Source organism: Cohnella yongneupensis (assembly GCF_042655785.1).
Lineage (GTDB): Bacteria > Bacillota > Bacilli > Paenibacillales > Paenibacillaceae > Cohnella > Cohnella yongneupensis.
In genome coordinates, this window is sequence record NZ_JBHSNC010000036.1 from 64,048 (window position 1) to 79,331 (window position 15,284).

The window sequence follows — 15,284 nt, forward strand, 5'->3', positions numbered from 1 at the left end:
CTTAAAGGAGGGAAGGAACGTGGTGGAGCCGCTCACGTCTGACGAGGTTGTACCGTTGGCGACGCGTAAACCAGCCGACGTCCATTCGCTGTTGGAGGCACTTATCGCGAAGAAGGAGCTCGTCGTCGCGGAGATCGAACAGATGGTCGAGCGTTACGAGCGCCGATTAAGATTGGAAGAACAGGCATATCGGTCGATGTCTCCGATTCGTCGCATGCTTACGGGCAAGAAGCCCGATCATCATTTGGCGCTCGAGTACATTCATTACGTAAAGAAGCCCATGGAGAAGGCTCGTGCTCTTCGGGCGGAAATCGCGAGGTACGAAGCGATGCTGAACGGCACGTTGCCGGCAGAGGTCCCGTTGTTCGATGAATAACAAGGTCTGTTTAATAAATATGGGGTAAGTAAGTAAAAAGAGCGATCCTGCAGGTAACGACAGCAGGATCGCTCTTTTTATTATGGTTTTTGATTACGGCTATCGCATAAGCTTACGGCTGAGAGCGCAGTTTGTCCACGTCGAGAAAATCCGGCTCTTGGCTATAGGCTGGCACGCCGTGAATGCCGACGTCAAGACCGATGAGCTCTTCGTCCCGGGTGACCCGTACCGGCTTAAACCATTGAATCAGCTGTAATCCGCCCCATGTCAACGCGAAGCCCCATACGCTAACGACGAGCAATCCAAGCGCCTGGACGCCAAGCAGATACCATCCTCCGCCGTAAAATAAGCCTTTGTGAGCGGCGGTATCCGGCAGTGCGAACAGTCCGACGGCGAGCGTGCCGATGGTGCCGCTAACGCCGTGTACAGCGAAAGCTCCGACCGGATCGTCGACCCGGCGTTTCTCGAGACGTTCGCTGGCGAGCACCATCGCGACGCCGGAGATGACGCCGATAACGATCGCCGCGGCATGAGAGACATAAGCGCATCCGGCGGTAATGCCGACAAGGCCGGCCAGCGCGCCGTTGATGACCATTGGCGGGTCGGCCTTCTGGTACCGGAAAATCGTGAACAAGATGCACGCCGCGCACCCTGCAGCGGATGCGAGCATCGTCGTGACCGCGATATGGCCGATGCTTCCGTTCGTTGCGCTAAGCGTGCTGCCCGAGTTAAAGCCGAACCAGCCGAACCATAGAATAAAGGCGCCTACGGAAGCAAGCGGCAGATTGGACGGAGGAACGATGTTCGTTTTGCCGTCGGGTCCGAATTTGCCGATCCGCGGGCCCAAGAATATGGCGGCGGCAAGCGCCGCGAAGCCGCCTAGCGCGTGGATGGCGGCGGAGCCTGCGAAGTCGATCATGCCAAGTTTGGCTAGCCAACCGTTCGCGGACCAGATCCAGTGGCCGGAGACCGGATAGATGAAGCCGGTCATCATGATCGTAAATAGAATATAGGCACGAAAATGTATGCGTTCCGCGACCGCTCCCGAGACGATGGAAATCGCCGCAATGACGAACGCGCATTGGAAAAACCAGTACGTATCGATCGAAATATCGAAGTTAAGGTGCGTAAGGTCTCCTTCCATGAAGAAGCCGGTCGTTCCGAATAGGCCGCCCGCGTCTTTGCCGTACATCAAGGCGAATCCTATGGCGAAGAAGACGAGCGCTCCGAACGCGATATCGACGAACACTTTCATTATGATGCTTACCGCGTTTTTCTGGCGCACGAATCCGGCTTCCAGCAAAGCGAAGCCTCCCTCCATGAGCAGGATCATGGCGGCGGTTAGAATGACCCAAATCGTATCTAGACCCCTTGACAATTCGGTTATATCCATCGATTTAATACCTCTCTGACCTATAAAATCTGACATGATTACCTGAAATCCGCCCTCATTATATAAGCGGCGGAGGGAAGTGTCAATGAAATGTGTAATAATAGCTAACACGAATAGATGATTTTAATTAAATTCTATGAATATGTCACATTCCCTTCTCCGTCTGTAGACCGAGGACGATTTACGCCCCGCGCCGCTATCGCGCGGTCAAGCGCTCGGATATACTGATAACAGAATCATCATTGCGATCGTATACGGAGGTTTTTATATGTTCTCGTCGTTTATGCATAGATTTATTTGGGGCATTGTCGCCGTCGCGGTCGGCGTCGTGTTCTTATTAAACCATTTGGGCGTCGTTACGATGAGCATCGGCGAATTTTTCTCGCTCTATTGGCCGGTATTCATCATATTGTTCGGCGTCCAAGGCTTGCTCATGCAGACGAGGTCGGTGTTCTGGAATCCGCTCGTCATATTGATCGGTTTTCTGTTCCTTGGTCGCAATCTGTCATGGTTCGATTGGGACTTCTCCGATCTGATCCAGCTGATTTGGCCGATTATTCTTATCCTGTTCGGAGTTTCCATGATATTCAAAGGCGGACGTTCAAGGAGATCGCGATCGGAAGACGAGCAATGGAACCCCATTACGCCTCCGATGCCGCCGATTCCGCCGACGCCTCCGGGACCGCCTCCCGCCCCGCCAGCAGACGGCGAGTCGTTCGACCGACGCGATCCTCCGCCGGCGCCGGATTGGTCTAATGTAAATAATTTTCACGATGCCAAGCGTCAATGGAAGGAAAATATCGGCGAATTCAAGCAACAATGGCGCGAAAATCATCGGAAACATCACGGATGGCGCCATGCGCACGAGCATCATAATCATTGGGGTCACGGGCAGGCCAAAAAGGTTACGCACTCCCGGTTTATCGGCGATATATACTTCGGTCACGATTATTGGGAATTGGTACCGATGAGCGTCTCGCATTTTATTGGCGATACGACGTTGGATTTGACCAAGGCGCAAGTGCCGATCGGAGAAACGAGAATCGAGGTTTCTTCTTTCATAGGCGACGTGAAAGTGTACGTGCCGAACGATATGCGGATCGGCATCCAAGTGATGTCCAGTTGCCTCATTGGCGACGTGAAAGTGCTCGACCAGAACAAGGGCGGCGTCTTTAATCAGATGTCCGTGGAAACGCCTAGTTATTCCGATGCCGAACAGCGCGTCGTTCTCGTCGTCAGCAGCTTCATCGGCGATGTTCGCGTGATGAAGGTAGGCTGAGGTCATGAAGAAGATCATTCGTTATAGCAAATGGAGCGCGCCGATCAACTCGAGCGCGGCGACGCTCGGACTCATGTTAGTGCTGTACTTCTCTTGGAGCCAATTCGGAAGCGGGCCGCCGCTGGAAACGCATCTATGGATCAGTTGGACGTTCGGCTTGCTTCTCGTACAGGCAGGCGTCTCTTATCGGTTTGGACTGGCTACGCAACGAAAGCTGGATCAGCTGCAGCATGCGATGAAGCATGCGTCGGCCGGAAATTGGAGCGCTAGATTGCCCGAGATCGAATACGACGCCTTCACGGAAATCAATAGAGAGTTCAATCGGATGCTCGGCTCGCTCGAAGCGCGTCTGAAGCTGCTCCAACAGCTTGGCGAGCGCAATATTATGGAAGAAGCGACGAATCAGGAAGCCGCCGTATTGGAAGAGAGGCGCAGGCTCGCCCGCGACTTGCACGACTCCGTAAGCCAGCAGCTGTTCGCCTTGCATATGTCGGCGTCGTCGCTCCCGAAGCTGCTCGAGCTCAATCCGGAACAAGCGAGCAAAGTGATGGAGCAGCTGATCGCCATGTCGTCCACGGCGCAGCGCCAAATGCGCGGCCTTATCGCGCAATTGCGCCCGATGGAGCTGCAAGGCCGGACGTTGTGCGAAGCGATGGACCGGTGGTTCCCGGATTATTGTCGCCAGAACGGCCTGCAAGGGACGCTGGACATTCAGCTGCATAGCCGATTGTCGGAAGCGATGGAGCATCAACTGTTCCTTATCATTCAAGAAGCGATGGGCAACGTGGTGAAGCATGCCGATGCGCAGAGCGTCCGCTTGTTCTTGGGAGAGACCGATAGACAAGTGATACTGGACATCGAAGATAACGGCACTGGCTTCCGCAACGAGCAAGTGCGAACTGGCGCATACGGTTTGTCTACAATGAGAGAACGCGCCCAGAAGCTTGGCGGGGAAGCCGAAATTAGGAGCAAGCCCGGAGCCGGAACGAAAGTGAAAGTATGGTTCCCTATTTTCGGATCGGAATGAAATAGACAGGACGATAGATTCGGGGAGATGAGCGCATGACGGAGGCTTCGGCTACTCCATGGAAAGTATTGATCGTAGACGATCACGAGATGGTCAGGATGGGTTTGCGCACGTATCTCATGCTGGATCCGCGATTCGAGGTCATCGGGGAGGCGAGCAGCGGCGTTGCGGCGATCGAAACGTTGGCCAGCGGCGGTTACGACGGCAAGCTGCCTCAGCTTGTGCTGATGGATCTTATGATGCCGCATATGGACGGCGTGGAGACGACTCGCGCGTTGCTAGGGCGCTATCCGGATTTGCGCATCGTCATTCTTACGAGCTTCCTGGAAGACGAGAAGGTCGTAGAAGCGATCGAAGCGGGCGCGGTCAGCTACGTGCTGAAGACGGTGTCGGCGGATGAGCTTCTGTACGCGATGCAAGGCGCGATCCGCAACATGCCGGTCATGAGCGGGGACGTATCGCAAGCGCTCACGCGCGGGTTGCGCAAACGATCCGCTAGTCCCGACGTCGAGGGCATGACCGAGCGGGAGCGCGAAGTGCTGTTGCTAATCGCGGAAGGCCGTTCCAATAAAGAAATCGGCGACGAGCTTCATATTAGCATTAAAACGGTCAAAACCCACGTGAGCAACCTGCTTATGAAGTGCGAGTTGGAGGATCGGACGCAGCTTGCGATTTTCGCGCACCGGAAAGGCTGGGTCAAGGAAGGATAAAACGCCCTAAAGCGGGATAGGCTTATGATGACACATAAAGGGGGTTATATCCGGGATGCAATCCATTCCCTCCTCGCTTACGTCGCAGGAACAGGAATTCGTCATCGTCAAAAACGGTTTGTCCGAGCACGGTTTCTCGTTAGGCGGCAATTGGGATTACGATCACGGCTCGTTCGATTGCGCGCTGGACGACGCGAACAAGGTGTGGCTAAGGCTGCCGTTCGACGTAACCAACGGCAACCTGGACAGCGAGACGCAAGAGATCGACGCGAAGATCCGATTCGGCGAGCCCTACGTGCTAAAGCATATTTACAACGAAGGGCTCGACAAGGAAGCGCAGCCGAGAGTTTTGGGAGCGCTGGTCGACCAATTTTCCGACCCGGTCGACCCGGACGCGCCGATCGAGAGCCGTTGGGTCGAAGAGGCGAAGACGAAATTGAGAAAGGTCGAAGCCATATATCCCGCGTGAACGGCACGAAGTGCCGTTCTTTTTGCGTTCAAGCCAATCGTTAAATTCGCCCATGTTTTTACTTCGTTCTCATTTCCGTTTAAGATAGTTTTAAGGTTTCGCGATTAAGATAGGAACATGAAATACAGTATGTCGCCGATAGAGGCGCGAGGAGGCAATCGCGATGGACGAATATAATAAGAAGCCAGATGATCAACAAGAAGGACTAGGACAAGGGCAAGACCGTAGCGACGATCCGTACGCGAGCGTGCGCAGAGAGTCTGAACCCTATACATTCGGGCCGTTCGGGTCCAATCCGCCGAGGCAGCTCTCGAACGAGCAATCGAGCGACGAGCAGTCACCGAGGGAGATCGTCGTTCCAGGAGCGGCATCGCGGGAATATCGCCCGTTCACCGTTTCCGGCGGGGTACCGAAGAGCGAATGGGGCGGCTCCAAACCGCCGCGCCGCACATCTCTCCGCTCCGTATTCGCGGCGTTCTTGGTCGGCGTTCTGACCGTAGGCGCGCTGATGTATTCCGCGGACCGTTGGAACTGGTTCTCGTCGGACTTGCTCGGCGGCGGCACGAAGGCCGCGCAAGAAGCGAACGTTAAGGCGGCAAGCAATCCGGTCAGCAATTCTAACGACGTCGTACGGCCGAACAACATCGCCAAAATTTTCGAGCAATCATCCCCTGCGGTCGTACAGATCGAAACATACGCCAAAGCTCGCAGCACCGATTCGAGCGGACTATGGCAAGACGACTTCTTCCGCCAGTTTTTCGGAGACGACCCTAGCCAGCAAGATAACGGAGCGCAAGGCGACGGCGCGCTTCAGCAAAGCGGCATGGGCTCCGGGTTTATTTTCGACTCGACGGGCTATATCCTTACGAACCAGCACGTGATCGCTGACGCAGACGAGATCAAAGTTATCGTGGCCGGACATGAACAGCCATTCACGGCAGAGCTGCTAGGCTCGAGCTATGATCTTGACCTTGCGGTGCTGAAAATCAAAGGCACGGACTTCCCTACGCTTAAGCTTGGCGATTCCGGCGGCATGAACATGGGAGATTGGGTCGTAGCGATCGGTAACCCGTACGGCTTCGATCACACGGTAACGGTCGGCGTGCTAAGCTCCAACGAGCGCGAGATCAGCATTCCGGACACGAACGGTACGCGTAACTACAAACATTTGCTGCAAACCGACGCATCGATCAACCCAGGTAACTCCGGCGGTCCGCTCATTAACTTGCAAGGTGAAGTTATCGGGATCAATACGGCCGTAAGCTCGCAAGCGCAAGGGATCGGATTCGCGATTCCGTCGAGCACGATCAAGGACGTCCTTGAGAATTTGAAGAGTAACACGAAAATTCCGCAGAAGCCGTCGCCGTTCATCGGCGCGACGTTGATGGACGTAACTCCGGATATCGCGAATAAGCTCGGCATCGGCAAAGACACCAAAGGCGCGTTCGTCCGCGAAGTGTTGTTCAACTCCCCGGCTTACAAAGCGGATCTGAGACAATACGACGTCATTACCGGCTTGGACGGCAAAGCCTACGGTACGACGAACGATCTGATCGCGGCGATTCAGAAGAAGAACGTCGGCGACAAAGTGACGCTGAACGTTTCCCGCGGCGATAAGAAGCTCGACGTCGTCGTCGAAATCGGCGACCGCAACGAATTCGAGACGCAATAACGAACAAAGTGAGAAGAGCGGGATACCCAAGCGGTTGTCCCGCTCTTTGGCGATAGAGGAGGACGAATCTTAGTGAGACCACACATTGCGGTAATAGACGACGACGATAAAATCACTTCGCTGCTTCGGCGCAGTCTCGCGTTCGAAGGGTATGAAGTTTCCACGGCGCAAGACGGTACGGAGGGCTTGAAGCTGTTAAGCCAGCGCCAAGCGGACTTGATCGTCTTGGACGTCATGATGCCGAAGATGGACGGCTGGGAAGTGTGCCGCCGGTTGCGGGAGGCAGGCATAACGTCTCCGGTGCTGCTGCTGACCGCGAAGGACGAAGTGCAGGATCGGGTCAAAGGACTGGATCTCGGCGCCGACGATTATCTCGTCAAGCCGTTTGCGCTTGAAGAGCTGATGGCCAGAGTCCGCGCGTTACTTAGAAGAAGGCCAGAGAAGGCGGAAGAGTCCGCTCAGTTCCGCTATGACGACCTTGTGCTCGACGTGGACGGACGCGAGACGATACGCGGAGACCGGCGAGTCGAGCTGACGGCCAAGGAATTCGATCTGCTGCATCTGTTCCTGCAAAATCCGAAGCGCGTATTGTCGCGCGATCAGATCATGGAGAAAATATGGGGCTACGATTACAGCGGCGAATCGAACGTGCTCGAGGTGTACATCGCCATGCTGCGTCAGAAGCTGGAGGAGCAGGGGGAGAAGCGGCTAATTCAGACGGTCCGCGGCGCTGGCTACGTGCTGAAAGGGGATAGCTGACCATGTCTATCCGACTCAAGCTGACGCTTTGGTATTCCGGGTTATTCGCCATCGCGTTCATCATATTCGGCATTACCGTCTACAACGTCGTCTTTCATAACTCGCAAGCCGAGCTTAAGGGGCGTCTCAAGGAAGTCGCGGCCAAAGCGCAGCCTGCGGGAGGGGTATTCGGGGAGTTCAGTCTAGACTCTTCCGCTCCCGGATTCAATGCCTCGATTATCGTTATGCAATTGGTTAGTTATGCGGAGAGTAAGGACGGGGTCGTCGCCAGAAAATCCCGTAATATTATCGGAACGACTTTGACATTGCCATACGTAAAGCAGTCGGAGGTTCGTGAGCGGTTCTTTCACAAGGATATCGACGGAATGCCATTCTTGATCTATGAGAAGCCATTCCACGTCAAAGGGTCTGAAGAAGTCATCGCGTTACTGCAAGTCGGAGCGCTTATGGAACGCGACGAGGGATTCTTCTCGCAATTAAGAGGTATTCTGTGGTTGTCCGGCGGGGCCGCGCTGCTGGCTGCGTTCTTGCTCGGCATGTTCTTGTCCCGAAAGGCGCTGACGCCGATCGGCAGAGTTACGGCGGCCGCCCAGCAAATTCAGAGCGGCTCGGATCTTGGGCTGCGCATTCCGCGCGAGCGTGCCGACGACGAGGTCGGCCGCCTGACGGATACGCTAAATGGGATGCTTTCGGGTTTGGAGCGGGCTTACAAAAACTTGGAAGAAACGAACGCGGCGCAACGTAGGTTCGTCTCGGACGCTTCGCATGAGCTTCGAACGCCGCTTACGACGATTCGCGGCAACGTGGATTTGCTGGAGAAAATATGGGCGGATAACGAAGGAGCCGACGGAGCTCCCGCTCAGGAGAACCGGCTGACGGAAATGGATAAGCGCGCGATGTCGCTGGAGTCGATTCACGACATTGCCGATGAGGCAAGGCGCATGAGCCGATTGGTGAACGATTTGCTGGCGCTCGCTCGCGCGGATGCAGGCTACGCGGTGGAGATGGAAAGCATGCCTTTGCGGCCTCTCGCCGAAGAAGCGGCGCGCCGGGCATCGTTCCTTCCGCGCCGCGCGGAGTGGGTGGCCGGACCGTTCGATGCGCTTGACGGCGTGTGGGTGCAAGGAAACCGGGACTATTTGCTACAACTGCTCTTCATTCTCATCGAGAACGGTTTTAAATACACGCCAAAGGGCGAAGTAAGACTGTACGCGTCGGTATCCGGTTCCTACGTAGGGCTGTCCGTCGTCGATACCGGCATCGGAATGCGGGCGGAGCATGTGCCGCATATTTTCGAAAGATTTTATCGCGCGGACGCATCCCGGGGCGAGACGTCCGGCACCGGACTCGGACTCTCGATCGCGCGATGGATCGCCGAGCTGCACCACGCGACGATCGACGTGCAGAGCCGCCCTGGCGAAGGCTCAGCGTTCACGCTTTGGCTTCCGGTCATTCCGGAGCCGCAACAGTCGTTAGCCTAATACGGACGATCGGGCAGCCCTAGGGCTGCGCCGGTCGTTTTTTGATGCAGTGGGCAGTTTTGGTCCGCGCTATCGTTATTGGGCGGATAGGGGTTTCAGGTGCTTTTGAACGTTATCCCCTTCGCTCAGGAAAGGGGAGCGGAGTGTTAGCGGCCTTTTAAGAAGCGGCTTATGTAACACTGAATACGTCACAATCTCCGATCTAATGGAATAAGGGTATGTGTGCCTCTAATTGAGTTGAAATCACGGGCTAAGGTGAAATAAAGGCATATATGCCTCTAAATTTACCGAGATCAGAAGTTCGGGTGGAATAAAGGCATATATGCCTCTAATTGTGCAGGAATCGACGATTTGGATGGAATAAGGGCAAATATGCCTCTACATGCGTCAAAATCTCGGATTTTAATGGAATAAGGGTATATGTGCCTCTATATGCATCGAGTTCGCGCGAAATTACCTGAGCGAAGGGGATAACGTTCAAAAGGGAATTTTCGGCATCGGTGCCGCACGATCGTACCTCGGCTTTTCCCGCTATAGGCAATAAGGTATAATGTTAGTTATACATTCGCTGTATCCGCAAGATTGAGGTCACATTTCCGCGGGAGCGGAAGAGAAAGCAGGCGTTCATCATGGAAGTCGTAAAAATTTCTCCCAGAGGTTACTGCTATGGCGTAGTCGACGCGATGGTATTGGCGCTCCAGACGGCGCGCAACCTGTCGCTGCCCCGTCCGATTTATATATTAGGCATGATTGTTCATAATAGCCACGTGACGGATGCATTCAAAGAGGAAGGCATCATCACGCTCGACGGCAACGACCGTCTGGAAATACTAGAACAGGTCGAGCAAGGGACGGTTATTTTCACCGCGCACGGAGTCTCGCCCGAGGTCCGCCGCAGGGCGAAGGAGAAGGGGCTCACGCTAGTAGACGCCACCTGTCCGGACGTTACGAAGACGCACGATCTTATTCGCGAAAAAGTCGGCGACGGATACGAGGTCATCTATATCGGGAAAAAAGGACATCCGGAGCCGGAGGGTGCGATCGGCATCGCGCCGGGCCATGTTCATTTAATCGAAGGCGAAGAAGATGTTTTGAAACTGACTTTGGATTCCGAGCGTATAATAATAACGAACCAGACGACGATGTCCCAATGGGATATCAAGCATTTGATGGCGAAGCTTCTGAGCGCGTTTCCGACCGCCGAAATCCATAACGAGATATGCCTGGCCACGCAGGTTCGGCAGGAAGCGGTGGCCGCGCAAGCGAAGGAAGCCGACCTGTGCATCGTCGTCGGCGATCCGCGCAGCAACAATTCGAACCGGCTCGCGCAAGTGTCCGAGGAGATCGCCGGCGTGCCCGCCTATCGAATCGCGGATCTGGGAGAGTTGAAACAAGAATGGCTCGAGGGCGTTCAACGGGTATCTGTCACATCCGGTGCATCGACGCCGACGGCGCTGACGAAGGAAGTTATAGCCTACTTAGAGCAATACGATCACGATATTCCTGCGACATGGCCGCTTGTTCGCACCGTCAATCCGAACAAACTATTGCCCAATGTCAAGGAGCGCGCCACCACCGAAGATCCCAAATAACGGTTCCCCTCGAAGAAGGAGATCTACATGCAACAACGACTTCGCACCACTTGGCGATGGCTCAAATATAAATACTTGATGTTAATGCGCGCCAAAGGCGGCGCATCGATGGTCGCGATGGGCTTCGCTATCGGCATAGCCGTGGAGATGTTCACGTTGCCGACGCTCGGCTTCGCATTCATTCTAATCTTTCCGCTCGTTTACGTGCTCAAAGGCAATTTTCCGGCGGCGTTGATCGGTTTTGTCATCGGCAAGCTAATTTACATTCCGATGATCTATCCGAACCGGAAAGTCGGGGCATGGGTGCTCCCGAGTCACTTAAGCTTCCATTATTCGTTTTTGCCGGAGTGGGTAAACAACCTGTTGCTTGAGAATTTGAAGTTAATCGTCGGCGGGATTATCGACGGCGCGTTATTGGGGCTATTATGTTACTTCCCGATCAAGATGAGCATTAACGGGTTCAAGGCCAAGCGCAAGGAAAAGCGGAGGCTGAACCGTGCTCGCGCAGACGCGAACGCGATGATCAAATAGGCGAATAGCTGGCGTAAAGATGGCTGTTAGCGGCACCCGATTGCGCGGGTGACCGTTGACAAGGCATCTTTTTTTCGTTATATTTACTTTAGTGCTTAAAAGCGTATAAGCGTTGAAGCGGATAAGCGTTAAACAATTCCAATTGGAGCGTGAACTTATATGATCGTCATTACTTCTCCTTCCATAACCGACAGTCGCATCGCGGAAATCGTGCGCGTAATCGAGCAAAGCGGCGTACAAGCGCACGTATCCCGCGGTACGGACCGTACCGTCATCGGCATTATCGGCAAAGCAACGCCTTCGCTGGCAGAGCACATCCGCTCTATGCAAGGAGTTGAGAACGTCATTAAGATTTCGAAATCTTACAAGCTGGCGAGCCGGGATTTCCACCCGGACGATACGATCATCGAAGTGAAGGGCATAAAGATCGGCGGAGACAACCTCGTCGTCATGGGCGGCCCTTGTGCCGTAGAAACGCCGGAGCAGATCGACGAGATCGCTCGCTTAGTCAAAGCCGCGGGCGGCCAAGTGTTGCGCGGCGGAGCGTTCAAGCCTCGCACGGGTCCTTATAGCTTCCAAGGAATCGGCATCGAAGGCTTGAAATGGATGAAAGAGGCGGGCGACAAATACGGTTTGATTACGATTACGGAAGTTATGGCTCCCGAATTCGTAGACGTGTGCGCGGAATACGCGGACATTATGCAAGTAGGCACGCGAAACATGCAAAACTTCGACTTGCTTCGCAAGTTGGGTACGATCAAAAATCCGGTGCTTTTGAAGCGCGGCTTCAGCGCGACGTACGACGAATGGTTGAACGCGGCGGAATATATTCTTGCCGGCGGCAACCCGAACGTCATGTTATGCGAGCGCGGCATTCGCACGTTCGAGACGTACACGCGCAATACGTTCGATCTCACGGCGATTCCGGTCGTTCAGCAGCTGTCTCATCTCCCGGTAATCGCGGATCCGAGCCATGCAACCGGACGCCGCGAGCTCGTCGAGACGATGACGAAAGCTTCCGTGGCGGCGGGCGCGAACGGCCTCATTATCGAGATGCATACGGATCCGGACAATTCGGCTACCGGCGACGGCGTGCAATCGCTCTTCCCGGATCAATTCGCGAATTTGCTGAAGGAGCTCGAACAGCTTGCTCCGCTGCTCGGCAAAAAGTTCGATACGGCCAAAGAGCCCGCCGAAGCGTTCGCGACTTGGGTGAAATAATAGCGATAGTTCACAAAAAACGCGGTCTGCGTAAAGCAGGCCGTTTTTGCTTTGTAAGGTCGATTAACGTAATGTCCAGGGGTGCTTTTGAACGTTTTATGAACTTTAGGGTTAAAGTGTGAGCAATGCTAACATTACCACAAAAAATACCTTACATAAGTATTGACGCTCCACAAGACTCGGTTTTATAATAACCTCATAAGTTCAGTCGAAACTTGAACAATAGACCGACAAATCACTCTTAATGTTCGGAAATGGGGAGGAAATTTAAATGTCTGCACAACAAGTATTGGATTTGATCAAGGAAAAGAACATTGAATTCGTTGACTTCCGCTTCATCGACCTCGGTGGCCGTGCTCACCACATTACGCTTCCAGCGACTGAAGTAGAAGCTGAAACGTTCGTAAATGGCGTAGCGTTCGACGGTTCCTCGATCACGGGCTTCCGTGGAATTGAAGAGTCCGATATGGTTATGATGCCTGACACTGATTCCGTCTACGTAGATCCATTCACCGCGCATGCGACTCTTATCGTTATTTGTAACATCCATACGCCAGACGGCGAGCGCTATGAGCGCGACCCGCGTTCCATCGCTCACAAAGCTGAAGAATACTTGCAAAAAGCAGGCGTAGGCACGACGGCTTACTTCGCGCCTGAATCCGAGTTCTTCATTTTCGACGACGTTCGTTACGAGAGCACGATGAATTCCTCTTCGTTCTTCGTTGATTCCGAAGAAGCGGCTTGGAACACGAACCGCAAAGAAGAAGGCGGCAACCTAGGCTTCAAAGTAGGCGTTAAAGGCGGCTATGTACCTGTTGCTCCTGTAGACTCCCAACAAGATATCCGTAGCGAAATGGTTCGCCTGATGCAAGAGTCCGGCTTGCGCATCGAGCGTCACCACCACGAAGTAGCAACGGCTGGTCAAGCAGAAATCAACTTCCGCTTTGACACGTTGACGAAAACGGCCGACAACCTGATGAAGTACAAATACATCATCCATAACGTTGCTCGCCAATATGGCAAAGTCGCAACGTTTATGCCTAAACCGCTCTTCGGCGACAATGGTAGCGGCATGCACGTTCACCAATCGATCTTCAACGAAGGCAACCCGCTGTTCTATGAAAAAGGCGGCTACGCTAACTTGAGCCAAATGGCTCTTCACTACATCGGCGGTATTCTGCATCATGCTCCGGCATTGATCGCGATCACGAACCCGTCCACGAACTCGTTCAAACGTCTCGTGCCTGGTTACGAAGCGCCGGTCAACTTGGTTTACTCCAAAGGCAACCGTTCCGCTGCCGTCCGTATCCCGGTTGCAGCAGTTACGCCTAAAGGCTGCCGCATCGAGTTCCGTACGCCGGACTCCACGGCTAACCCGTACCTTGCTTTCGCAGCGATGCTGATGGCAGGTTTGGACGGAATCAAACGCAAAATCGATCCATCCGCACTCGGCTATGGACCGTTCGACACGAACATCTACGAGCTGTCCGATGATCAAAAGAAAGAAATCCGCAGCGTACCTGGAACGCTTGACGAAGCGCTTGACGCTCTGGAAGCTGATTCCGAGTTCTTGACTGAAGGCGGCGTCTTCACGAAAGAGTTCATCGAGAACTATGTATCCGTAAAACGCGCTGAAGCGAAATCCGTTGCGATCCGCATTCATCCTTACGAGTACGGTCTCTACTTCGACTGCTAATCGGAACTTATACGATAACGAAAAGCTCCCCGCGAGGGGGGCTTTTTTTGTTACTAATGAAGAGCTCTCCATGCGGAGGGCTCTTATCTATGGTTTGTATAATTTTCAAAGGAAAATATTTACTTCTTAGGGTAAACGGCGAATGTTGCTTCCTGTAGAATCGCCTGCCGGTGCAGGACATTAATATTAACAATATCAAGATCGAAGAAGTGATCAAGCAAATTTATACGGCTTAGGAATTACCGAAGGAGAGCTATACCAGGGGCAAAAACCTGCAAAAGAGCAGGAATTACTCGCAGATGGGGTAGCGGACTGAAAATGACTGCATTATCGCAGGCATTATACTTTAGTCGCGTCGAGCTAGGGATGTGGAGTATCATAATCGCGGAACGGGAACGAGCCGATCGGCTCGTAGCTCGGCCGGCGGCCAAGATGCGTGAGGAACAGCGTGACCGCGTCCGCTGTCCACACGCGTTGCGCCTGCGGCGCGTGGCACGGTGCAGCGTGCCACGCCGCCGCGATTGCCGCCGCCGGATCGCCTTCGGCTCCGGCGGCGCCGGACCATCCGCGCGCGAGAGTCGCGTGCGCGCGGAAGGGCCTCGCCTCCGTGGCGAAGCCGGAGGCGTTAAGGCGCGCGCCCAGCGCCGCGTGCAGCGCGGCTAGCGCGCCCTCGGGTGCGGCGGCGGGCTCCGCCAGGCCGCACCACAGCACGCGCGGCGCAGACGGCGGGCCGAAGGTGCCCGCCTCCGTCAGCGCGAGCGTGAACGGCGCCGCCTGCGACGCGGCTTCCGCCGCTGCGGCGCTTAGCTCTTCTACCCGCGAAGCCGGCGTGTCGCCGATGAAGTGCAACGTCACGTGAAGGTCCGCGGGATGCGTCCAGCTCCGGAAGGAGAGCGCCTTTGCCATCTCGGACATTTTGCACGATAAATACGCTTTTGCCTGTTCGGACAGCTGCAAACCGAGAAAAAGACGAAAATTCTCCAATGTTCCCACTACTTTCGTTCGGAATTTCACGAATCCGACGTACTTCTGGCGTAGTTTCTAGTTGCTACGCAGGCGACCGCTTGTTATGATAAGC

At 54.5% G+C, this 15,284-nt stretch carries 14 protein-coding genes; 12 read left to right on the forward strand and 2 right to left on the reverse strand.

Annotated elements, in window-relative coordinates:
• Nucleotides 1-19: 19 nt before the first annotated feature.
• Entirely contained in the window at nucleotides 20-376 is a 357-nt protein-coding gene (locus ACFPQ4_RS11840; RefSeq protein ID WP_378112053.1) for a hypothetical protein, read from the forward strand.
• A 112-nt stretch (nucleotides 377-488) separates the two neighbouring features.
• Here ACFPQ4_RS11840 and ACFPQ4_RS11845 read toward each other — a convergent pair whose 3' ends face one another.
• Complete coding sequence (locus ACFPQ4_RS11845) at nucleotides 489-1,769, reverse strand: ammonium transporter (RefSeq protein ID WP_378112054.1); 1,281 nt, start codon at nucleotides 1,767-1,769, stop codon at nucleotides 489-491.
• A gap of 268 nt (nucleotides 1,770-2,037) precedes the next feature.
• Between ACFPQ4_RS11845 and liaF the strand changes: the two genes are divergently transcribed.
• The 11 genes from liaF (at nucleotide 2,038) to glnA (ending at nucleotide 14,206) form a co-directional block, all read left to right on the forward strand.
• The gene (gene liaF / locus ACFPQ4_RS11850; protein ID WP_378112055.1) at nucleotides 2,038-3,048 is read left to right on the forward strand and encodes a cell wall-active antibiotics response protein LiaF; all 1,011 of its coding nucleotides are present in this window, start codon (nucleotides 2,038-2,040) and stop codon (nucleotides 3,046-3,048) included.
• Nucleotides 3,049-3,052: 4 nt separating this feature from the next.
• Nucleotides 3,053-4,075, forward strand: coding sequence for a HAMP domain-containing sensor histidine kinase (locus tag ACFPQ4_RS11855; protein ID WP_378112057.1), 1,023 nt, complete (start codon nucleotides 3,053-3,055; stop codon nucleotides 4,073-4,075).
• 35 nt (nucleotides 4,076-4,110) lie between these two features.
• The gene (locus ACFPQ4_RS11860; RefSeq protein ID WP_378112058.1) at nucleotides 4,111-4,785 is read left to right on the forward strand and encodes a response regulator; all 675 of its coding nucleotides are present in this window, start codon (nucleotides 4,111-4,113) and stop codon (nucleotides 4,783-4,785) included.
• Nucleotides 4,786-4,840: 55 nt separating this feature from the next.
• Entirely contained in the window at nucleotides 4,841-5,254 is a 414-nt protein-coding gene (locus tag ACFPQ4_RS11865) for a YugN family protein (protein ID WP_378112059.1), read from the forward strand.
• Nucleotides 5,255-5,417: 163 nt separating this feature from the next.
• Nucleotides 5,418-6,926 carry a S1C family serine protease gene (locus ACFPQ4_RS11870; RefSeq protein WP_378112060.1) on the forward strand — a complete coding sequence of 503 codons (1,509 nt, stop codon included), beginning with the start codon at nucleotides 5,418-5,420 and terminating at the stop codon, nucleotides 6,924-6,926.
• Nucleotides 6,927-6,998: 72 nt separating this feature from the next.
• A complete protein-coding gene (locus tag ACFPQ4_RS11875) occupies nucleotides 6,999-7,685 on the forward strand; it encodes a response regulator transcription factor (RefSeq protein ID WP_378112061.1) in 687 nt (228 codons plus the stop codon).
• A gap of 2 nt (nucleotides 7,686-7,687) precedes the next feature.
• Nucleotides 7,688-9,166 (forward strand): sensor histidine kinase, encoded by a 1,479-nt coding sequence (locus tag ACFPQ4_RS11880; protein WP_378112062.1) that lies wholly within the window; start codon nucleotides 7,688-7,690, stop codon nucleotides 9,164-9,166.
• A gap of 629 nt (nucleotides 9,167-9,795) precedes the next feature.
• Nucleotides 9,796-10,758, forward strand: a complete 963-nt coding sequence (locus tag ACFPQ4_RS11885; RefSeq protein WP_378112063.1) for a 4-hydroxy-3-methylbut-2-enyl diphosphate reductase — start codon at nucleotides 9,796-9,798, stop codon at nucleotides 10,756-10,758.
• A 27-nt stretch (nucleotides 10,759-10,785) separates the two neighbouring features.
• Nucleotides 10,786-11,289: a DUF2062 domain-containing protein gene (locus ACFPQ4_RS11890; RefSeq protein ID WP_378112064.1), complete on the forward strand. Its 504-nt coding sequence runs from the start codon at nucleotides 10,786-10,788 to the stop codon at nucleotides 11,287-11,289.
• Nucleotides 11,290-11,448: 159 nt separating this feature from the next.
• A complete protein-coding gene (gene aroF / locus ACFPQ4_RS11895; protein ID WP_378112065.1) occupies nucleotides 11,449-12,510 on the forward strand; it encodes a 3-deoxy-7-phosphoheptulonate synthase in 1,062 nt (353 codons plus the stop codon).
• Between the two features lie 271 nt (nucleotides 12,511-12,781).
• Nucleotides 12,782-14,206 carry a type I glutamate--ammonia ligase gene (glnA, locus tag ACFPQ4_RS11900; protein WP_378112066.1) on the forward strand — a complete coding sequence of 475 codons (1,425 nt, stop codon included), beginning with the start codon at nucleotides 12,782-12,784 and terminating at the stop codon, nucleotides 14,204-14,206.
• Between the two features lie 360 nt (nucleotides 14,207-14,566).
• On the opposite strand, the gene thpR is transcribed toward glnA, so the two are convergent.
• A complete protein-coding gene (gene thpR / locus ACFPQ4_RS11905; RefSeq protein ID WP_378112067.1) occupies nucleotides 14,567-15,220 on the reverse strand; it encodes an RNA 2',3'-cyclic phosphodiesterase in 654 nt (217 codons plus the stop codon).
• Nucleotides 15,221-15,284 lie beyond the last annotated feature (64 nt).